The sequence below is a fragment of the Algicella marina genome (assembly GCF_009931615.1).
GTDB classification, from domain to species: domain Bacteria; phylum Pseudomonadota; class Alphaproteobacteria; order Rhodobacterales; family Rhodobacteraceae; genus Algicella; species Algicella marina.
Window position 1 is genome coordinate 3522033 of the sequence record NZ_CP046620.1, and the last position, 20822, is coordinate 3542854.

Below are 20822 nucleotides of genomic sequence, written 5' to 3' on the forward strand. Positions count from 1 at the left end.
CTACATTTCCTGCGTGTCCTCCGCCCGCCAGCCGGGGGTGAGATACTGGCGTAACAGTGCCATGGGGTGCGCGCGCAATGTCATGCGCATGGCGGAGTAATCCTCGACGACCTCCTCTCCCTCACTCATCCGAGGCAGGCTTACGGGTGGCTCGACGATGCCCTCGCCATCGATGTCCTGCGCGAACAGTGGTAGAGGTTCGGCACTGCGCAGCGCCTGCGTCTGCCACTGTGCCTCGCGCCGGTTGTGGCCGAGACTGGCGAAGACATCGGCTTCCGCCAGAATGGTCAGCACCCGCGCCGGCGTACCGGCACGTCGCCATACATCCTCCACCGCGCGGTAGCCGTTGCCACGGGCGGAAGTGATCCAGATCGCCTCGTCCTCGCGCATCGACTTGATCTGGCGGAAGCCCAGCCGCAGCGCCAGCCCACCGCGCCCGTCCGGCTCCATCACATTGTTCCAGTAGCTGGCATTGATGTCGATGGGCCGCACCTCCACCCCGTGCTGGCGGGCATCGCGCACGATCTGGGCGGGGGAGTAGAAACCCATAGGCTGGGAATTGAGCAAGGCGCAGGCGAAGATACCGGGGTGGTGACGCTTGATCCATGCGGAGGCATAGACCAGCAACGCGAAACTGGCTGCGTGGCTCTCGGGAAAGCCGTATTCGCCGAAACCCTCGATCTGATTGAAACATCGTTCCGCGAAATCGGCCGGATGACCGTTGCGGGCCATGCCCTCCAGAAATCGTTCCCGGAACAGATGAATGGTACCGTTTTTCTTGAAGGTGGCCAGCGCACGCCGCAGCCTGTCCGCCTCCTCCGGAGAGAAACCCGCGCCGATGATGGCAATCTGCATCGCCTGCTCCTGGAACAGCGGCACTCCCAGGGTTTTGCCCAGCACATCGCCGAGCGCGTCGGACGGAAAGTCCACCTTCTCCTCTCCCCTGCGTCTGCGAATATAGGGATGGACCATGTCGCCCTGAATGGGGCCGGGACGGATGATGGCGACCTCGATCACCAGATCGTAGAAATTGCGCGGGCGCATCCGGGGCAGGAAGTTCATCTGCGCCCGGCTTTCCACCTGGAAGACACCGATTGAATCGGCAACACAGAGCATGTCGTACACCTTCGGATCCTCCGCCGGCAGCGTGGCGAGGGTGTAGTCCAGGCCGTGATGCGCCTCCAGCAACTCGAAGGCCTTGCGGATACAGGTGAGCATGCCGAGCGCCAGCACGTCGACCTTGAGGATGCCGAGCGCGTCGATATCGTCCTTGTCCCAACAGATGACGGTGCGGTCCTCCATCGCCGCGTTCTCGATCGGCACCAGCGCATCTAGCCGCCCCTCCGTCATGATGAAACCGCCGACGTGCTGCGACAGGTGACGGGGGAAGCCGCGGATCTCCTCAACCAGCGCGATGGTCTGCTGCAGACGTCTGTCACCAGGGTCGAGCCCGATTTCGCGCAGGCGCTCCTCGGTGATGCCGCCGCCGCCCCAGCCCCAGAGCTGCGAGGACATGGCGGCGATCGTGTCCTCCGACAGGCCCATCGCGTGGCCAACCTCCCGGATCGCGCGCTTGCCGCGATAGTGAATCACCGTGGCGCAGAGCCCGGCCCGGTGACGCCCGTAACGCTGATAGATATACTGGATCACTTCCTCGCGGCGCTCATGCTCGAAGTCGACGTCGATGTCCGGCGGCTCGTCGCGGGCCTCGGAGACAAACCTCTCGAACACCATGGTGCCGATCTCCGGACTGACGGAAGTGATGCCGAGAGCGAAGCAGACGACGGAGTTGGCCGCCGAGCCGCGGCCCTGACAGAGAATGCCGCGGGAACGGGCGAAGCGAACGGTATCCTCCACCGTCAGGAAATAGGGGGCGTAGGCCAGCCGGCCGATGAGAGCGAGTTCATGTCCGGCCTGTTTGCGCACCTTTTCAGGCGCACCCTCCGGGTAGCGCCAACGCAGGCCCTCGTGCGTCAGGCGTTCCAGCCGTGCCTGCGGGGCCTCGCCCTCCGTCACCTCGGAAGGATATTCGTAGCGTAATTCCTCCAGCGAGAAGCGACATCGTCCGGCGATGCGCCCCGTTTCTGCAATCGCCTCCGCGTAGCCGGGGAAAAGATGAACCATTTCGTCCTCCGAGCGCAGCCTCTGCTCCGCATTGGCCTGGGCCTGACGGCCAAGCGTGTCGATGCGCCGCCCCTCGCGGATGCAAGTGAGTACATCGACAAGCCGCCGCCGCGCCCCGTGGTGCATGACGGGTGCTGCAGTGAGGGCAAGAGGAACGCGAAGGCTTTTGGCAAGTCGGCGGCAGACGTGGAAGCGCGCATCATCGAGACCATCATACCTGGGGCTGGCCAAAAGGGTGCACTGGGTCTCGTAGCGCCGCGACAACTGCCGTGCCTCCTGCAGCCACGAGCCCGCGGCGGCATCGGCGGGCAGCGACCTTGGCGGGTGCAGCAGCAGTTCCTGCCCGGCACCATGGTCCAGCAGGTCGTCCATGTGCAACTCGCACTCTCCCTTTGCCGCCCTTCGCCGCCCGAGAGTGAGAAGCTGACACAGCCGTCCCCATGCGGCCCTGTCACGTGGCAGTACCGTCACTTCCGTGCCGGACGTGAGGCAGACACGCGCGCCGGGCAACAGCCGGGGGGCGACGGTGCCATGGGGGAGGTCGAGGCCGAGGGTGGAGAGCGTTTGCGCATCGCCTGCCTGCCGTGCCTCAATGGCGCGGGCAATCTCGCGCAGTTTCACATGGGCCCGGACGATGCCGGAGACGGAATTGCGATCCGTCACTGCTATGGCGGGCAGACCGAAGAGTGCTGCCCGCAACGCATATTCCTCCGCGTGGCTGCCGCCGGTGAGGAAGGTGAAGTTGGTGGTGACCGCAAGTTCCGCAAAGGCCATGAGCGCCTGCCGTGTTGGCTCGACCCGCTGTGGGGCGACTCAAAAGTTCATGATTTGTTCCATGATATGGAGCCTCTCGTAAAGAGTCAAAGAGGCCATGGACGCGATTGCGGCCATGGCCTCTTGTCATGTCGCGATCAGTTGACGAGCGCGAAGACCTGTGATGAGCAGCCCTTGCACTCGACCTCCGCCTTGGCGAGGGAGACCTTGCCGAAGCGGGTTTCGATGACAATCTTCGTCGCATCCTCTTCCACGACCCGGCCGACGAATACGACCGGGCTGTTCGTTACGGAGACTGTGACAACGTCCGCGGCGACTGCCGTAGAGAAGAATGTGAGAGAGAACGCCAGCACTGCCATCCGGCAGATTTTTTTCTGGAGGGAAACCATTGTTGTGTCCTTCGTTACAAGTCTCAATCGTTACACGTTGCCTGTGCGCTTTCCCGCGAACATCCGGGAGACAGGCCAACAATGAGTACGTATCAAGTTTTGTTCGAGTTTTATCCTAATACGTACATTACATTCTTGCAGCTAAAAGCTTTCTGTTTGGTTAACAGACATCAACCAAGATATTGTTCTTAAGGTGACAGAAAATGGCAACTAATTGAACGTGCCCTGAATGTACCAGTTTTGCCACGCCTGTTTGTCCGGCGTCCGGAAAATCCACAGCCGCGTTCCGTCCACCGTCTCAATCCGCCAATAATCACGTACCCCGCTGCGCCAGGCGGGATCGTCCAGCCACCATTCCGGTGCAATCCGCTCCGGCCCGGCGGCATTGGCCAGTTCGAATGCCCGCCGCCGCCAGCGAAAACGGCGGGGTGGCGTGTGATTGTCGCCGCCCGTCAGCGGTTCAGGTGTGAACAGACGCAGCGGCCGCGGGCTCGCGGGCAGGGGCCAGTCGGGTGCGGGCGGAGAGAAGGCCGCGGCCATCACCGTGCCGGCCTTCTCCGGGATGTGGCTGTCCGCCGGGTGCAATCGAGTCATAGCCTCGGTGCCCAGACGCGCACCGATCCTGTCCATCAGCGCGTGAAGGGCAGTATCCTCCGGCATGTCCTGACGGCTGCGGGCCGCGCCTGTCGCTTCCATGTGGCCCATGTGCTGAATGGCGGCCAGCGGCTCTGTCACATGCGCTTGCAGGCGCAACCGCTCGATCCCGAAACCGGCCTCGATCCGGCCGGCCTGCAAAGCAAGCAGGGGACGGATACGCTCCGCGTCATGGGTGGCGCTGGCCAGTCCCACCTCTACCGTCTGGCTGCTGTGATCCGTGCGTGTGGCGCTGAGCCGCAGCCGCCGCGCCCCGCGCCCGGCCGCTTCCAGCCGTGCGGTCAGCGGCGGCAGCAACCGCTCCAGTCCCGCAAGGATATCCGCCTCCAGCCCGATCGGCTCCGGCAGGCTGATCCGGGTGGCGAAATGCAACGGCGGACCTTGGGGCGAGATCGGCTCTGGCTCCGCACCGAAGGCCTGATCCAGCCGGCGCATCACCTCTATGCCGAAGCGGCGGGCCAGAGCCGCTCGCGGTAGGCCGGCCAGATCCTCTACCCGCCGCAGACCGAGACGGGCAAGGCCCGCCGTGGTTTCTGCATCCAGGCGCAACGCGGCGACGGGCAGCGGCCCCAGCGCCCGGCGCGTGCCGTTCGGCGGAACGATCCGCACCGACTGCTGCTGCGGCTCCGGTACTGCCGCCCGCCGCCGTTTCACCGCGCGGGAACGCGTGGCCCGCGCCTCCTGGTCTATTGCATCTCCACTGCGCAGGCTCTGGCCGCCGCCAGCCGTGTAGCGTGCCGCCGCCCAGGCTGCGCCCCGGGTGTTGGCAATGCCGATCTGTACGGAAAGCCCGAAATCGGCGCAGTCGAGACAAAGCTCTTCGGCCAGCGCCGCCTCGCCGCCGAAGAGATGTGCACAGCCTGTCAGATCCACCAGCAGTGCCGCTTCGCCGTCGATGGCGACCCAGGGGGAAAATCGTCCGGCCCAGCGGCACAGCGCGGTAAGGAAACCGGCCTGCCTTGCCACATCCGCACCGCGTGTCACCAGGTCGGGGCACATCGCCCGCGCATCCGTGACGCCCATTCCGGCCGTCAGCCCCGCTTCGCTCGCCATTGCCGAAAGGCTGGTCAGCACCTGCCGGCCCATCCGGTCTTCTGTTACAGCAAAGACGGTTTCCGCCAACTCCGGCTCCCGCCGCAGGGCGATGTCTGCGGCAAGGCGTGGAAACCAGAGTGAAAGGGCACGGCGCTGGGAAATATTGGACCTCGGGACTCATGTGTTCACTTTTTGTTCTAAAATACTCCGTGAACGTGCGGAGTCGAGTCCCAAAGCCACCGGGTTCAGTCGCCGGTTTCCTCTTCGATAAGGGTGATCTTTCCGACCTTGGCCATCTCCTGAATCTGGCGGACGACATCCTGCTGGGCCGACTCACCATCCCTCTGGGAGACCTCCGGCATCGCCTCCAATTCCTCGCCCAGACGCTCGGACAGACGCTTGGAGATATTCTCCAGAATGAACTCCGCCGAGGTGTTTTTGGTCTGCTGAGCGAATTTCAGGGCCTGCAGAAGCAACGGTTCGTCGATCTCCTTCGGCAGCGTCGCCACGTCGCGGGCTTCCACCCGATGGCGAATATCGGCAAAGGTGAACATCGTGCGCACCACCTCCGCGGCAAGGGCGCCGTTATGCTCCTCCAACTGGCTGAGGAATTTCTCGCGCGTGTCTGAAGTGAGGTTGTTGAGCAACCCGGCGATAACGTCCGACGGCTTGCGGGAGCGTTTCGTGCTCTGGATCGCGGAAAGGAAGTCGCGCGTGATCACGCGTTCCACCATCTCGGCGACATCCGTATCCAGCGCGGGAACCCGCGAAAGACGGAAGATCGAAAGCTGTGCAAACTCGCTGTCCAGTCGCTCTATCACCCGAGCAGCCTTGTCCGGCCGCAACTCGGAGAGGACGACAGCGGCCGTTTGTGGATGCTCTGCCCCTATGAATCCAGCAAGCTGCGCCGGGGTGCATTCGTTCAGTTTCTTCCAGGCAGCACGGGAATCGCCGCCCTCCACGTCAAACATGATTTTCTCGACCGCGTTGTCGTCCAGCACTTGGGAAAGCAGCGTCCGGGCGGTGTTGATACCGCCGAGAATTTCCTCGTCCGTACCGATGGAGAGCAGGAACTCCGCGATCACCGCGTCAAGTTCTTCTTCCGGAATCCGGTCGAGCTGCGATATTGCCATAGCCATACGGGTCAACGTCGTCTCGTTGAGATCCTTCAGGAAGTCCCCGGCCATTTCCGGGCCGATCGCCGTCAGGATAATCGCGGCCTTGTGCAGCGGGGACATGTCAACGGAGTTGCGGGACAGGTTGGTTTTCGCCGCCTCCCACTGTTGGGCAGAGTCCCCGCTGTCGGCCACCTGAGGCAAGCCCGTTCCATCCGTTTCCAGGTTCATGCCCCGTAACTCCGAACCATTGCTCCCGCCAGCAGTGTCCACCCATCAGCGAGCACGAAGAAGGCGAGTTTGAAAGGCAGGGCAACCACGGCGGGAGGAACCATCATCATCCCCATCGACATCAGGATTGCCGCTATCACCAGGTCGATAATCAGGAATGGTAAAAAAACCAGAAATCCCACCTCAAACCCACGCTGAATTTCCGACAGCAGGAAAGACGGTACAAGCACGGAGAGCGGCGCAGCCTCACCTTCGCCGCCGCGTTCCGGGGCCATTTCGCTCAACATGGCATAAGTATCCGGATCGACGCGACCTTCCATGAACACACGGAATGGCTCGAGCGTTGCCGTGAACGCGGTTTCCGGCTCCATCTCACCATCCAGCATGGGCTGCACCCCAGCCGTCCAGGCCTCACGAAAGACCGGTTCCATCACGAAATACGTAAGAAACATCGCCAGGCTGACGATCATCATGTTGGGAGGGGCCTGCTGCACGCCGATCGCCTGTCGCAGGATTGAAAGAACCGTTACCATGAAAGGAAAGCAGGTGATCATGATGGCGAGGCCGGGCGCCAGGCTCAGCAGAGTGAGCAACACGAATATCTGCACAGTCCGCAAGGTAAGGGAGCCGCCGTCGCCGAAGGAGACGGAAACCTCCTGCGCAAAGCTGGCGTCAGGTGCCATCAGTGCGACTAAGGCCAGCGCCCATATGATCCCCCGGAAGGAGATGTCAGACTCCGTTGGAAAGGTCGGCAACTTCCGTCAGCCGAACACCCAACTGCCCGGAACCGTCGTCCATCTCCTGCAGTTCCCCGCGTGCGATCAGCCGTTCTCCGATATAGAGTTCCACAGGGTCGTCTATCCGGCTGTCCAGTGTCAGCACGCTATCGCGGCGAAGCTGGACAAGTTCGCTGACAAGGGGTTTTGCGCGCCCGACGGAAATCATCACGTCGATCGGCACGCCCATGAACGCGGCCTGACGTCTAGAAAGGCCGCCGCCGGTTTCGGTCAATTCTCCTTCCCGGGCTGTCAAAGCCTCGTCGATGGGTGTGAGATCCGATGGTTCGGCTTCATCCGACATCCAATTGCTCCTCTTTCGTGGGGGTTTCCGCCGTCACCGACCTGAATTCGTCGATCTGCAGGGTGATGGCTTCGAGGCATGACGTGAAGTCGATCCGATCGAAGCCGTCGTCCCAGGCAAGCCGGGCCTCCAACGGAGTCAGCCGCGGGTCGGGCCGCAGGGTAAATTCTCCGCTCATGCCAGTCAGCGTTGTACGGATCCCGCTTTCCAGTTCCGGCGCGCAGGTGATCACGGGTTCTAGGTCCGGTCGGCTTGCCAGCACGTCGCGCAGCCTGCTTTCGACCTCGTGCAGCAGACCGGCCTCGGCCAGATGCGGTGCCAGCGTTTTCAGAAATGTTTCGATCAATGGAAACACACTCTGCAGCACATGTTGTTGCGCGGCGACCTGTTGCAACTGCGCATCCCTGAGCGCTTCGATGAACTGCAGGCGCAACTGATCCTGTGCTTCCGCATGTTCTCGCGCGGATTGCTCTGCCCCCTGCGCGAAACCGCGGGCCTGTCCCTCCCGATACGCCTCGGCCACCTTCTGGGCGAGATTTTCCCGTTTGGCCATCGCCGCCTCGGAACCGGGTGAGAAAACTTCCAGCTGAACGCGACTCATGATGTGCTCTGCCTTGTGTTTTCAGGAGCTTCTATCCACCGGCGCAGAACCGCTGCCGATTCCTCGCTGCGATCCGAGATCACATTGCGCAGGTTCTTCAGTTTGCTTCGCTCAGCGTCCTCGATCTCTTCGTTCGCCGCCATTTCGATATCGGCAGTGACGTCAGCCCCTTCCGCGAGGATCTCCACCTGTTGTCCTGCCAGTTCCGGTTCGCTCATCTCCGGGGCCTTCGACAGCAGCGGCCGCACCACGAATAGGCCGAGGATGATTGCAACCAAGCCCAGCACCGCGGTCTGCAACAGCCGGATCATGTCGCCCGATAGAAATCCGCCGGAACCGTCGCTCATCAGCGTGCCCTCTCCGCCTGTTTCGGGGAATTTGAGAGTTTCGAGTGTCACCACGTCGCCACGCGCCGGATCGAAGCCGACGGCGCTCTCCACCAGTGCGCGCAGGGCGGTCAGTTCCTCCTCCGGGCGCGGTTTCCAGGTTTTGCTACCGTCTGCCGCCGTTTCAGATATTCCGTCGACGATGACAGCAACGCTGATCTTGCGGATCTGGCCCGGCAACGTCACTCTCTCCCTGCGTGTTTCGCTCACTTCGAAATTGAGCCGTTCGCGGGTCAGCGCTGAACTGGAGTTGGAACTGCCACCAGTTGCGTCCGTGTCGCCGTCCGGCAGGTTGCTGGCGACGGTCACACCTCCGCTGCCGGAGCCGCTGGAACTGTCGGATTTCTCCTCGGTATCGCTGCTAACGGTCACCCGGCTTGTCGGGTCCACGATCCTCTCTGAAATGGTCTCACTGTCCATGTCGGCGTCAATGTTCACCTCAACCACCGCTCGCCCGGGTCCGACGCGCGCCGCCAACAACCGTTCGATATTCGACTTCATCGTTTCCGCACGTGCCATTGTGGCATTTTGCGCGGCGAGCCCTGCAACCTCCGACTCCCCCGCCCCGAGGATCACGCCCGCCTCGCTGTCGATCACGGCGACTGAGCGGGGCGGAAGGCCGGAAACGGCGGCGGAAACCAGGTGGCGGATTGCTTCCGCCTGTTGGCCGGAAAGCTGACCGCGCGCCATGGTCACGGTGATGGAAGCGGATGGTTCCTCCTTCCGGCTGAAAGGCTGATTCTGCGGATTTGCGATGTGAACGCGTGCGGCCCGGATCTCGCGTGAGGCTAGGATTGTCCGAGCCAGTTCGCCTTCCTTCGCACGCCAGTACGCGGCATCGAACATCTGGCTCGTCGTGCCGAATCCGGTCATTGAATCGAGCAGTTCATAGCCGACGCCTCCGGCCGTCGGCAGGCCTTGTCCCGCCAGCGTTAGTCGTGTCTGGTCCCGATCCGTGCTGGGCGTAAAAATCGCGTTTCCCCGCACTTCGTACATTGTGCCCTGCTGTTCGAGCGCGGCAATCACCTCACCGGCGCTGGCCGGATCGAGACCGCCATAGAGCAGCGCCATGTCTGGCTGACTCGCGATGCGGCCGATGCCGACCATGGCCAGAATCGCGGCGGCAACGGAAAGGACGATCACCAGTTTCCGGCGCCCGTCGAGCGCATCCCAGTTGGACAAAATCTGAGTCACTGCAAGCCTCTTGTCATTCACCGAGCCCTTCTGGCGCCGGTGTTTGTCGACGTGATGAATGCGCTGTCAGGCTTAAGAATTGGTTAGCCCTGCTGTGGTTAAAACGCTGTCATCGAAAGAATTTCATGAGTTGGTTATCCGATGGCAGAGATCACCGATCCGGACGCAGAAGCGCAGGAACAACCACCAAAATCTGGGCTGAAGGGCCTTGTCGTCGCGCTCGTGGGCGCTGTCGTAGCGGGGGGGATCGGGTTCGGTGCCAGCTATGCAGGCCTACTTGACGGTTTGCTCGGCGGCGGAGCGGATTCGCATGTGGTGGTCATGGAGACCGATCACGAGTTCGTTCCGTTGGAGCCGATCATCGTCAGTCTTGGCCCCAGAGCCCGCGCCGGGTCTCTCAAATTCACCGCACAGCTGGAAGTTGAGTCGGACTACACGGAAAATGTCGTCAGCATGATTCCCCGGATACAGGATGTGCTGAACACCTTCCTTCGCGCCGTAGAGGAATCTGAACTGGAGGATCCGGGTGCCCTTCCGCTCCTGCGGGCACAGATGCTGCGTCGTATCCAGATCGTTCTGGGGGAAGGGCAGGTGCGCGACCTGTTGATCACCGAATTCATTCTCAACTAGGAGGCCTGAACATGGAACTTATTGCCGATGGATTGCTGATTGCCGCTGCAGGAACCGCGGCCTTGTACTGCTACGTCCTTTCGCGCCGTCTGTCGGCGCTGAAGGATCTGGACAAGGGGTTGGGCAACGCCATCGCCGGCTTGTCTGCGCAGGTCGACGAAACCCGCAAGTCGCTCGCCTCCGCCAAGTCATCCGCCGCCACACAATCTCGGGAGATGCGCACTCTGACCGAAAGAGCCGAGGCCGCGGCCGCGCGTTTGGACATGATGCTCGCGGCCTTGCCGGAACACCGCGAGAGGCCACACCGACGGCCTGCGGCGACCCCGCAAACACCGGCGAAGCCCGAACGTCTCCGAACTTCGAAAGTACCGGACCCGCGCATTGCTCCGGCTGATTCGGTGTGGGACAACGGACCGTCGGCTGGCATCGAGACCGACACGCAGGAAAAGCGGGCGACGGCGGGTGGAACCGAGATCAAATCGGCACTCATCGCCCGCCTGCGCGGCCTCGCACAGGCCTCGGCGACATGACACACCGCCGCATTGTCCTGCGCACGCCGCCACGCACACATACGCTGACGATCATTGTCGCCTGTTTTGCTGTTTCCGGCCTGCTTCGCCTTTCCATCGCCGGTGTGGCCTTTGGTCAGCAACTCGGCCAGACGCAACTGGCGCAGGCAGAAAGCGCAGCACCGACGCCGGACACAACGCGAGACGAACTTCTCACCGCGATACAGGAGCGGGACGGCCAGTTGCGAGATAGGGAAAAGCGGCTGGAGGAAAGGCTGGCGCTGCTGCGCATCGCCGAGGAGGAGTTCGAAAAGCGCCGTCAGGCCCTGATCGACGCGGAGGAACGCCTCGCCGCCACCCTCGCACTCGCTGACGACGCTGCGGAAAAGGACATTCAGCAACTCACCGCTGTCTACCAGAACATGAAACCGAAGAAGGCGGCCGAAGTGTTCAACACGATGGACCCGACCTTCGCAGCGGGCTTTCTCATCCGCATGGCACCGGAGGCCGCTGCGGACATACTGACGGCCATGGATACCGGTCCGGCCTATACTGTCAGTGTCCTCATGGCGTCCCGCAACATGAATGCGCCTACTGAATGAGGCAACGTTCGAGAAATGTTAAGAGCTCTCCCGCTAATCCGTAGGCAACTCCGCGTGCAAACGGCTCGCTGCGCCCGTCTCTCTCGCCCGTGATGCAGGGAGCCACGCGAGAAACGCTGAATTGGAACAACCGGTCTCATCTGAGGTGAACGAACGAGATGTTTGGATTTCTGGGTATTGGCATCGTGTTCGTCATGGTCTTCGGCGGCTACATCATCGCCGGGGGCAAGATCGGCATCATTCTCGCCAGTCTGCCGTTCGAAATGATCATGATCGGCGGTGCGGCGCTCGGCGCTTTCGTGATCTCCAATGACTCCCACAGCGCGAAGCAGACGATGAAGGATATTGGCAAGGTCTTCAAAGGTCCGGCCTGGAAGGCCCAGGACTACGAGGATCTTCTCGTACTCCTCTTCCGTCTGATCCGTATTGCCCGCCAGAACCCGCTGGAACTGGAAGGGCATATAGAAACCCCCGGGGAGAGTGACATCTTCGCGGAGTTTCCGCGCATCCTCGCGGATCATGAGGCCATAGACCTGATCTGTGACACCTTCCGTTCCGCGTCGATGAACTACGACGATCCCCATCAGGTCGAAGAATTGCTCGATAAGCGGATGGAAGCACAACAACATCATGCGGAACACTCCTCCCATGCCCTTCAGGCGATTGCCGACGGATTGCCGGCGCTGGGCATCGTCGCGGCCGTGCTCGGTGTGATCAAGACGATGGCTTCCATCGACCAGCCGCCGGAAGTGCTGGGCAAGATGATCGGCGGCGCTCTCGTTGGCACCTTTCTGGGTGTCTTCCTCGCCTACGGTCTGGTCGGTCCGTTCTCCGCTCGCGTGGCGGCTGTCGTTGCCGAAGACCAGCATTTCTACAGCCTCATTCGCGAGGTGCTGGTCGCGAATCTCCACAAACATCCGCCAAACATCTGTGTCGAGGTGGGCCGGCAGAACACACCGCACGATCGCCGCCCCAGCTTCAACCAGTTGGAAGAAGCCCTGCGCAGCGGAAAGAAGGAGGCGGCATGAGACTTGTTTTATGGCTCTTCGCCTGGCTTACATTTCTCTTCTCGACCGTTGCCCATGCCCAGGACACCATGCTCGTCCGCTCGGCCGAACATCCAGAGTATTCGCGTCTCCTCGTCACCGTACCCTCGGGCAGCAGCTGGGCGCTGGTTCGGGAGGGACGAACCGCCACCGTGAGTTTCCCCGGAATACGCGCCGGTTTTGCTCTTGGTGCGATCTTCGACAGGATGCCGCGCACCCGCATCGTCGCGGTTGAGGGGCGGGACGCCGTTCTCGGCTCTGCGCTCGACATTACACTTGCCTGCTCATGTGATGTGGAAATTTCTCGCTTGGGAAATCGCTTCATCGCCATCGATGTTCGCCGCGCCGCGAAGGAGACTGCGGCTCCTTCCACACGACGCTTGCTGTCAGGGAACGCCGGAACGAAGGTTTCGGAAGCGGCCACGGAGCCGCTCGAGAAGGAAGACCCATCTGCCCGTCCTGCGCAAATGGCGGCCGAGCCTGCTGACTCCTCCATGGAACGCCCCGATACAACATCGGCACCAGCGAAAGATGAACTGGTACCAGCTCGGCCTTCCGGTCGGTCGGATGATCAGGACATGGCAGAGCCGATAACAGATTCGCCCCAGATCGCCGCGCTTGAAGCGGCGCGGGAAAGTCTGGTCACACAGTTGAACCGCGCGGCTGAAGAGGGATTACTCGACCTTGCCGATCCTCCGGCGCCGGAGTTCTTCGTACCCACAACGCCGAATGTGACCACCCGAGAAGAGGCTCACGCAGACCTCGAGATGATGCCAGCCAATCAGGATGGCTCGCCCATCTCCGACCAGGACTTGCCTCAGGTGAAAGCCGAACCTTCGGAAAGAGAAAAACAGAAAAGTGCTTTGGCGCCACCCGGCCCAGGCCATGCGAAAGCTGAAAAAGTGGCGACCGAACCAGCGGAAAGCAGTGCGAAGCGAAACCCACAGCCGGAAATGGTGCCTACCCCCCCGACGGGATCCGCGGGTGCTCCCGTCAACCCGGATGACCAGATGGAGATCCGTACACCAATCCAGGATGTCGCGGAGGAGAATCGGCAGCGCGCTGCCGCCCGCGCCTGCCCGAACGACGCAGTACTCGATGTCCGGAGCTGGCAGGCGGAAACCGCTGTGTCCGAAGAAATCGGTCGTCTGCGTCGACTGATGGTTTCCGACTACGGAACGCTGGATGCGGCCGTCGTTCGTGACCTCGCCCGCTTCTACATCAGCCTCGGGTTCGGGCGGGAGGCCGAGTACGTCACCCGTCTGCTGCCGAGCCCTTCGGCAGAGGAAGCAGACCTGCTGATGGAAATCGCCCGCATCATCGAAGGCCGCCCACATACGGATGATGGTGTACTCGCCAAGGGGGCAGATTGCCATGGTCGCTTCACTCTCTGGAGGGCCGTGGCCGGGTTGGAGCATCTTGAGCCCGGAGAAGACAGGACGGAGGCCATCATAGGTGCCTTTGCCGAACTGCCCGCCGGCCTCCGCCGTCTCGCCGGAGCGGAGATTATCCGCCATGCCCTCGCCAACGACGGTGCTGAACATGCCGAACTCATCACACGTATCCTCGACCGCACACCTGGAGAGCAGAGCGCTAGCGAGAAAGTCGTCCGGGCCCAGGTCACTGCCGAATTGGGCCAAGCTGCAAAGGCTGTTGCCAACCTGGATCTCAGCCCCACGGAGGCCGGCGCGGAGGCGGAGCGTCTGAACGTCATGATGCTCCGTGCCCGGTCGCATATCGAGAGCGGTAACACCGTGTCAGAAGAACTGATCGCCGATTTCGAAAGCCTGCGCCGCCAATATCGTGGAACCGCGTCCGCGACGGATATTGACCTTACGCTTGCCCGTCTGGAATTTCTGTCGCGGCATCCCGACCGCGGATTCAAGCGGTTGCGGGCTATCGTCGATGCCAATCCGGATCAGGCAGAGGAACTGCGGCAAATCGGCCGCGATGGCTTGCACTTTCTTGACGAGGAGATGATGCGACCAAGTGAATATCTCTCGCTCGTCCTCGCCAATGCTGACATGCTGGACGGTGGCGCAGAAAGTCTCGCTCTGCGCAATGCGCTCGTGCGCAAATTGATGGACATGTCGCTTCCCAACGCTGCGCTCGACCTTCTCGAAGCGGAGCCGGTGTTGCCCCGAAAAGCCGATCGGCTCCTCCATGCCGAGGCGCTTATCGATACCGGACGCGCCGCTGATGCATTGTCAGTACTCGATGGTGTTTCAGACCAGGCAGCAGCCCGCTTGCGCGCCGACGCATACCTCCAGCTTGGTGCCCTCGAAAGCGCATATGCCTCTCTCGAGCCGTTGCCCGAGGAGGACCGTGATCGCAATACACTGGCCCTCCTGACCCGCGATGGCGCCGGCGTCTCCGAGATCGGCCTTGATCAGGCACTGGCGCCCCTGTCCGCGGCCCTGTTCTATACCGACGACGCTGCCGCTGCGACCGTTCCCACGTCAGAGTCCGATGCCGCCGATGCCTTGCTGACCTTGGCAAAGATGCAACGGCAGCTTCGGGAATCCTCAATGCTGCGTGAAGCTCTGAATAGCGCCGAAACCGTTTTGCCAACGCTTCCCTGACGACTTCCCGAGCCATCGGTTCATCTGCATTTCCGGGGACTGAAGGCGACAGCCAGTTTGGCGGCAGGCGGAGGATCCGCGATCCCTGCGCATCGCTTCCAAAGCATGCCAACAGGCCTGCAGTTGCCAAACTACGCCGTGGCCATGGACGAAAATTCCCCGATGAAACAATCGGGCGGATTTTTGCTGTGTTCGGATTTCGGGCAGAACTGTCCGAAACTGGTGCGGTAGGCACCACTTTTCGCCATGTTCCATCATTCTTCCGAAGTTTCAGCCTTTTACCTGCACTAGAATCCTGCCTACACTCGGTTCAAGTGAAGCAAGAGGTGGCATCATCACAGTCTTCAATGAAATGTTCAGCGGAAAGGATATCCGCGACACCTACAAGGTTCTGGCCGAATGGTCGGAAAAAATGGGGCCGGAAGACCTCGAACTCAAGAAGGCCGAGGCCGAGGCTATGTTCCGTCGCATCGGCATCACTTTCGCCGTCTATGGCGAAGGTGGAGACACGGAGCGGCTAATCCCGTTTGATCTCGTTCCGCGCCTGTTCACATCTTACGAGTGGTCGCGGCTGGAGCGTGGTGTCAAACAACGGGCCGAGGCGCTGAACTGCTTTCTGCGCGATGTCTACCACCGTGCCGAAATCGTTCGTGCCGGCCGAATCCCCGCTGAACTCGTGTTCCGTAACGCGGCTTTCGAACCTTCCGTCGTTGGCTTCAACCCACCCGAAGGTGTTTTCAGCCATATCGTCGGCATAGATCTCGTGCGCACCTCCGCCGACGAATTCTTCGTTCTGGAGGACAACTGCCGTACGCCCTCCGGCGTATCTTACATGTTGGAAAATCGCGAGATCATGATGCGCATGTTCCCCGATCTCTTCCGCACCATGCGAGTCGCACCGGTGGAGGATTATCCTGACCAGTTGCGCCGCACGCTGGCATCCGTCGCGCCGCAGAAATGTACTGGCGATCCCAACATAGTCGTTCTCACCCCCGGATCCATGAACTCCGCCTACTATGAGCACTCTTTCCTGGCCGACCAGATGGGCGTGGAACTGGTCGAGGGTCAGGATCTGTTCGTTGAGGGCGACTTGCTGTTCATGCGCACGACCCGTGGCCCGCAGCGCGTCGACGTCATCTATCGACGCATAGACGACCCCTTCCTCGACCCGCTGCACTTCCGGCCCGACAGCATGCTTGGCATTCCCGGCCTGATGAACGTTTATCTAACCGGCGGCGTCTCCATCTGCTCTGCCCCCGGTGCGGGGGTCGCAGATGACAAGGCGATCTACACCTACGTCCCCGACATGATCCGTTTCTACCTCGGCGAGGAACCGATCCTGAAAAATGTGCCGACATGGCGGTGCGGCATTCCGGAGGATCTCAAGTATGTTCTCGCCCATCTGCCAGAACTGGTTGTGAAGGAAGTTCACGGTTCCGGCGGCTACGGAATGCTGGTCGGCCCAGCCTCCACGAAGGAGCAGATCGCCGCCTACGCGGAGCGGATCAAGGCCAACCCGGCCGAATTCATCGCCCAACCGACGCTCAGCCTGTCCACATGCCCGACTTTCGTGGATCAGGGGCTAGCCCCGCGCCATGTGGATCTGCGGCCCTATTGCCTTGTCGGCAAACAGGTTACGCTCGTCCCAGGTGGGCTGACACGTGTCGCCCTGCGCGAGGGGTCGCTTGTCGTCAACTCGAGCCAGGGTGGTGGCGTAAAGGACACCTGGGTCATAGCCGATTGAGGAGGCACCATGCTGAGCCGCACGGCTGAAAACCTGTTCTGGGTCACCCGATACATGGAGCGCGCCGAAACCATGGCGCGCCTTCTGGAGGTGGGTTACCGCATCGCACTCATGCCCTCGACTGGCGAGGGCAATCGCAGCGATTGGGAATCGATCATCGCTGCATCTGGCGACGAGGGGGCCTTCGCCGAGGCCCATGGCGTGGCCGATGAGAAATCCGTCGAACACTACCTGATGTTCGATTCCGAGAATCCGTCATCCATAGCCAGTTGCATCGCACGTGCGCGGGACAACGCCCGCATCGTCCGCACCGCCGTGACCAGCGAGGTATGGGATGCCTTGAACTCCACATTCCAGGAGTTCAAGCAACTGCGCCCGGGCAACCTGCCAGAATTGTGTGACTGGACGAAGAAACGCGCAGCCTCCGTCCGCGGAAGTATCGAGAGCACACAATTGCAGCATGATGGCTACGACTTCATGAATCTCGGCTACTATCTGGAACGGGCAGACAACACGGCCCGTCTGCTCGATGTGAAATACTACGTGCTGCTGCCGACGACCCAGCGCGTTGGCGGCAGTGTCGACAACTACCAGTGGATCACGCTCCTGCGCTCGCTTTCGGCATTGCGATCCTTCCACTGGACCTACGGCGGCGACTACAGCCCTAACAAGATCGCGCACTTCCTCATTCTCAACAAGACCAACCCGCGTTCGCTGCTTCATTGCGTGGAAGAAGCGTCCTATCACCTCAACCGTCTCGCCCGAGCGTATGGCCAGTCCACACGCGCGCAAACGCAGGCAAATGCCCGTCTTGCCCGCCTCGCGGAGGCCCGCGTCGATGACGTCATCGCCGATGGTCTTCACGAATTTCTTGGCGAGTTCATCGCCGAAAACGCCATTCTCGGCCAGTCCGTGGCGGACGGCTACCTGTTCGGATCGAACTGATGCATCTCAAGATAGAACACCAGTCAAAGTACCGCTTCGAGGAACCAATTCGTTACGTGGTACAAAGCCATCGTCTTTACGCCAGCAATTTCGAAGGGCAATCCGTCGTCGCTTGGGACGTTGCCGTCGAGGGTGCCATCTTCGGCCAGTATTTCACGGACTCGGCCGGCGATCAGGTGCGCACCATGACCTTGCAGGGTCCCGTCGACGAGATCGCCATCAGCGTCACCGGCGAAGTCATCACGACCGACCTCAGCGGAGTGTTGCGCAACCACGTCGAACGGGTGCCGCCGCTGGCCTACCTGCGGGCCACTACCCTGACAAAGGCCGACAACGCCATTGCCGAACTTGCCAGATCTGTATCAGGAACGGGAAGTCAACTGGACACGGCACACGCGCTTTCTACGGCCATTTCCGAGGCAATCACCTACACGCCGGGTGTCACCTATTCGCACACGAGTGCCGCCGAGGCGCTGGATCAGGGGCAAGGTGTCTGCCAGGATCACGCCCACGCCCTCATTGCTGCCGCCCGGACGCTTGATCTACCGGCCCGCTACGTCTCCGGCTACCTCTATGCCACCGCGGATGGCAAACAGCACGAGGCTGGCCACGCATGGGCGGAAATCCATGTCGATGGTTTTGGCTGGATCGGCTTCGATGCCGCCAATGCGTGTTGTCCGGATGAAAACTATGTCCGTCTGGGTTCCGGCCTCGATGCCAACCATGCCGCCCCGATCCGTGGCGTCACCCATGGTCTTTCTGAGGCGGAGCTTGAAGTCACTGTTGCGGTTGCCGCAGCGCAGCAGTAGCTTGGCGCGTATTTTCTGATTTCAGAGCCCCCGATGACATACTGTGTAGGCCTCCTTCTCAATGAAGGTATTGTTCTCCTCTCCGACACCCGCACCAACGCGGGCATCGACAATATATCTAGCTACCGCAAGACGTTCCTGTTCGAGGAACCGGGCGAGCGCGCCATCGCGATCCTGACGGCAGGCAGTCTGTCCGTCACCCAAACGACGATTGCCCGACTGCGCCATGCAATAGAAACGCCGGAAGGCGAGGGCAAGGACCGTTCGATTCTTCGCGCAGATACCATGCTCGAAGTGGCGGAAATCGTTGGTGAAACGCTGAGTCAGGTCTCGACGGACATCAGCCAGAAGATGTCCCGCATGGGTCAGGCGGCATCTGCCACCATGCTTGTGGCAGGCCAGCGCAAGGGTGGGGCGATGCGGCTTTTCCTCCTTTACCCTGAAGGCAATTTCATCGAGGCCACGGAAGATACCCCTTATCTTCAGATTGGCGAACACAAGTACGGCAAGCCGATTCTCGACCGCGTCGTAACGATGGAGACGACACTATCGGATGCGAAAAAGGCCGTGCTTCTGTCGATGGACTCGACCCTGCGGTCGAATCTCTCCGTCGGCATGCCCCTCGACCTGACCGTGATCCACAAGGATACGTGCCGGATCGACGAATCCGTCCGCATCGAAGCCGGTGACGAAGTCTTCAACGCCATGTCGGAAGCTTGGAGCCAGGCCTTGCGCAATGGGTTCACCGCCATTGATATCTGACCTCGCCGACGCTGGCGTGAAGATTAAATAAACAGCACCACCCTGAGCAATTGGCTAAAAATTCCGCAACGCGGCGGAATTGCGATGCCTGCCTGCGCGATTTCTTTGCCTCCCGCGCCTCCACTGCCGGAAATGGCGATGCACAACGTGGCCGATGGAGCGGCTATCCCGTGCTTGAGGGCCGGGGGGTTCTCATTAAATCGCAACAACAAGCTGCGCCGCAGTCAGTGGTGTCGGGCCAATTGGTCAAGGCCCGGACCGGCAAGCGCAGCGCAAATCAGGGATACAGTAAATGTCATTCAAGAAATCCATGATCGCAGGGCTCGGCCTTGCCGCCATGCTCAGCGGCACATCCGCGCTCGCTCAGGAAACCATCAAAGTCGGTATCTTGCACTCACTCTCCGGCACGATGGCAATTTCCGAAACCACGCTAAAGGACGCCATGCTGATGCTCATCGAAGAGCAGAACAAGAAGGGCGGCGTAAACGGCCAGATGCTGGAAGCAGTCGTTGTCGATCCGGCGTCCGACTGGCCCCTGTTTGCCGAAAAGGCCCGCGAACTGATCGAAGGTGAAGGCGTCGCTGCCGTCTTTGGCTGCTGGACATCCGTCTCCCGCAAGTCAGTCCTGCCGGTCTTCGAGGAACTCAACTCGCTGCTCTTCTACCCCGTCCAGTACGAGGGTGAGGAAAGCCAGCGCAATGTCTTCTACACCGGCGCCGCCCCCAACCAGCAGGCCATTCCCGCCGTCGACTACCTGATGGAGAACGAGGGCGTCGAGCGCTGGGTTCTGGCCGGCACCGACTACGTGTATCCGCGCACCACCAACAAGATCCTTGAAGCCTATCTCAAGGGGCTCGGTGTCGCTGAAGAAGACATCATGATCAACTACACGCCCTTCGGCCATTCCGACTGGCAGACCATCGTCTCCGACATCAAGACTTTCGGCTCCGCCGGCAAGAAGACGGCCGTTGTCTCCACCATCAACGGCGATGCCAACGTGCCGTTCTACAAGGAACTCGGCAACCAGGGTATCTCCGCCGAGGATATCCCCGTCGTCGCCTTTTCCGTGGGTGAGGAGGAACTCGCAGGTCTCGACACCGAACCGCTGGTCGGCCACCTCGCCGCGTGGAACTACTTCATGAGCGTCGAAAGCGATGCCAATGATGAGTTCATCGAAGCATGGCAGGCCTTCATCGGCGATGAGGACCGCGTGACCAACGACCCGATGGAAGCCCACTACATCGGCTTCAATATGTGGGTCGAAGCGGTCGAAAAGGCCGGCACCACGGATGCGGATGCCGTGATCGACGCCATCGTGGGGATCTCCGTGCCGAACCTCTCGGGCGGCTATTCCGCGATGATGCCGAACCACCACATCACCAAGCCGGTGCTGGTTGGCGAGATCCAGGATGACGGCCAGTTCGACATCGTTTGGGAAACCTCCGGTCTGGTTGTCGGTGACGAATGGTCCGACTACCTGCCCGAGTCCGCGGTGCTGATCTCCGACTGGCGCGCGCCGATGTCTTGCGGAAACTTCAATACCGAAACCGGCCAGTGCGGCGGGTCCACGAACTGATCTGATCCGATCATACGGGCGCGCGGGATCATCC

Annotated in this window: 18 protein-coding genes; 10 read left to right on the forward strand and 8 right to left on the reverse strand. The window is 61.3% G+C overall.

Features of this window, described 5'->3' with window-relative positions:
• From GO499_RS17225 to fliF, 8 genes are all read right to left on the reverse strand, one after another.
• Complete coding sequence (locus GO499_RS17225) at positions 1 to 2898, reverse strand: error-prone DNA polymerase (RefSeq protein ID WP_161863342.1); 2898 nt, start codon at positions 2896 to 2898, stop codon at positions 1 to 3.
• Positions 2899 to 3035: 137 nt separating this feature from the next.
• Positions 3036 to 3287 carry a hypothetical protein gene (locus GO499_RS17230; protein WP_161863343.1) on the reverse strand — a complete coding sequence of 84 codons (252 nt, stop codon included), beginning with the start codon at positions 3285 to 3287 and terminating at the stop codon, positions 3036 to 3038.
• A 210-nt stretch (positions 3288 to 3497) separates the two neighbouring features.
• Positions 3498 to 5063: a Y-family DNA polymerase gene (locus GO499_RS17235; protein ID WP_348520786.1), complete on the reverse strand. Its 1566-nt coding sequence runs from the start codon at positions 5061 to 5063 to the stop codon at positions 3498 to 3500.
• A gap of 158 nt (positions 5064 to 5221) precedes the next feature.
• Positions 5222 to 6322 (reverse strand): flagellar motor switch protein FliG, encoded by a 1101-nt coding sequence (locus tag GO499_RS17240; protein WP_161863344.1) that lies wholly within the window; start codon positions 6320 to 6322, stop codon positions 5222 to 5224.
• Positions 6319 to 7005, reverse strand: a complete 687-nt coding sequence (gene fliP, locus GO499_RS17245; protein WP_161863345.1) for a flagellar type III secretion system pore protein FliP — start codon at positions 7003 to 7005, stop codon at positions 6319 to 6321. Before fliP ends, GO499_RS17240 begins: the two co-directional genes overlap by 4 nt.
• A 46-nt stretch (positions 7006 to 7051) precedes the next feature.
• Entirely contained in the window at positions 7052 to 7288 is a 237-nt protein-coding gene (locus GO499_RS17250) for a FliM/FliN family flagellar motor switch protein (protein ID WP_284155002.1), read from the reverse strand.
• Between the two features lie 103 nt (positions 7289 to 7391).
• Entirely contained in the window at positions 7392 to 8003 is a 612-nt protein-coding gene (locus GO499_RS17255) for a FliH/SctL family protein (protein ID WP_161863347.1), read from the reverse strand.
• A complete protein-coding gene (gene fliF, locus GO499_RS17260) occupies positions 8000 to 9583 on the reverse strand; it encodes a flagellar basal-body MS-ring/collar protein FliF (protein WP_161863348.1) in 1584 nt (527 codons plus the stop codon). The genes GO499_RS17255 and fliF overlap by 4 nt, the downstream gene beginning before the upstream one ends.
• A gap of 141 nt (positions 9584 to 9724) precedes the next feature.
• On the opposite strand from fliF, the gene GO499_RS17265 reads away from it, so the two are divergent.
• The 10 genes from GO499_RS17265 to urtA all read left to right on the forward strand — a co-directional run bounded on the left by GO499_RS17265 (position 9725) and on the right by urtA (position 20788).
• Positions 9725 to 10213, forward strand: a complete 489-nt coding sequence (locus GO499_RS17265) for a flagellar basal body-associated FliL family protein (protein WP_161863349.1) — start codon at positions 9725 to 9727, stop codon at positions 10211 to 10213.
• Between the two features lie 11 nt (positions 10214 to 10224).
• Positions 10225 to 10743, forward strand: a complete 519-nt coding sequence (locus GO499_RS17270) for a hypothetical protein (RefSeq protein ID WP_161863350.1) — start codon at positions 10225 to 10227, stop codon at positions 10741 to 10743.
• Positions 10740 to 11324, forward strand: a complete 585-nt coding sequence (locus GO499_RS17275; protein ID WP_161863351.1) for a MotE family protein — start codon at positions 10740 to 10742, stop codon at positions 11322 to 11324. The genes GO499_RS17270 and GO499_RS17275 overlap by 4 nt, the downstream gene beginning before the upstream one ends.
• Positions 11325 to 11482: 158 nt before the next feature.
• On the forward strand, positions 11483 to 12352 hold the full coding sequence (gene motA, locus GO499_RS17280; protein ID WP_161863352.1) for a flagellar motor stator protein MotA: 870 nt from the start codon (positions 11483 to 11485) through the stop codon (positions 12350 to 12352).
• Positions 12349 to 14952 (forward strand): chromosomal replication initiator protein DnaA, encoded by a 2604-nt coding sequence (locus tag GO499_RS17285; RefSeq protein WP_161863353.1) that lies wholly within the window; start codon positions 12349 to 12351, stop codon positions 14950 to 14952. Before motA ends, GO499_RS17285 begins: the two co-directional genes overlap by 4 nt.
• Before the next feature lie 412 nt (positions 14953 to 15364).
• A complete protein-coding gene (locus GO499_RS17290) occupies positions 15365 to 16696 on the forward strand; it encodes a circularly permuted type 2 ATP-grasp protein (protein WP_431309905.1) in 1332 nt (443 codons plus the stop codon).
• A 9-nt stretch (positions 16697 to 16705) separates the two neighbouring features.
• Positions 16706 to 17641: an alpha-E domain-containing protein gene (locus tag GO499_RS17295; RefSeq protein ID WP_161863355.1), complete on the forward strand. Its 936-nt coding sequence runs from the start codon at positions 16706 to 16708 to the stop codon at positions 17639 to 17641.
• Positions 17641 to 18450, forward strand: coding sequence for a transglutaminase family protein (locus tag GO499_RS17300; protein WP_161863356.1), 810 nt, complete (start codon positions 17641 to 17643; stop codon positions 18448 to 18450). The genes GO499_RS17295 and GO499_RS17300 overlap by 1 nt, the downstream gene beginning before the upstream one ends.
• A 33-nt stretch (positions 18451 to 18483) precedes the next feature.
• The gene (locus GO499_RS17305; RefSeq protein ID WP_161863357.1) at positions 18484 to 19212 is read left to right on the forward strand and encodes an Ntn hydrolase family protein; all 729 of its coding nucleotides are present in this window, start codon (positions 18484 to 18486) and stop codon (positions 19210 to 19212) included.
• Positions 19213 to 19504: 292 nt separating this feature from the next.
• Entirely contained in the window at positions 19505 to 20788 is a 1284-nt protein-coding gene (gene urtA / locus GO499_RS17310) for an urea ABC transporter substrate-binding protein (RefSeq protein WP_161863358.1), read from the forward strand.
• The last annotated feature ends 34 nt before the right edge of the window (positions 20789 to 20822 follow it).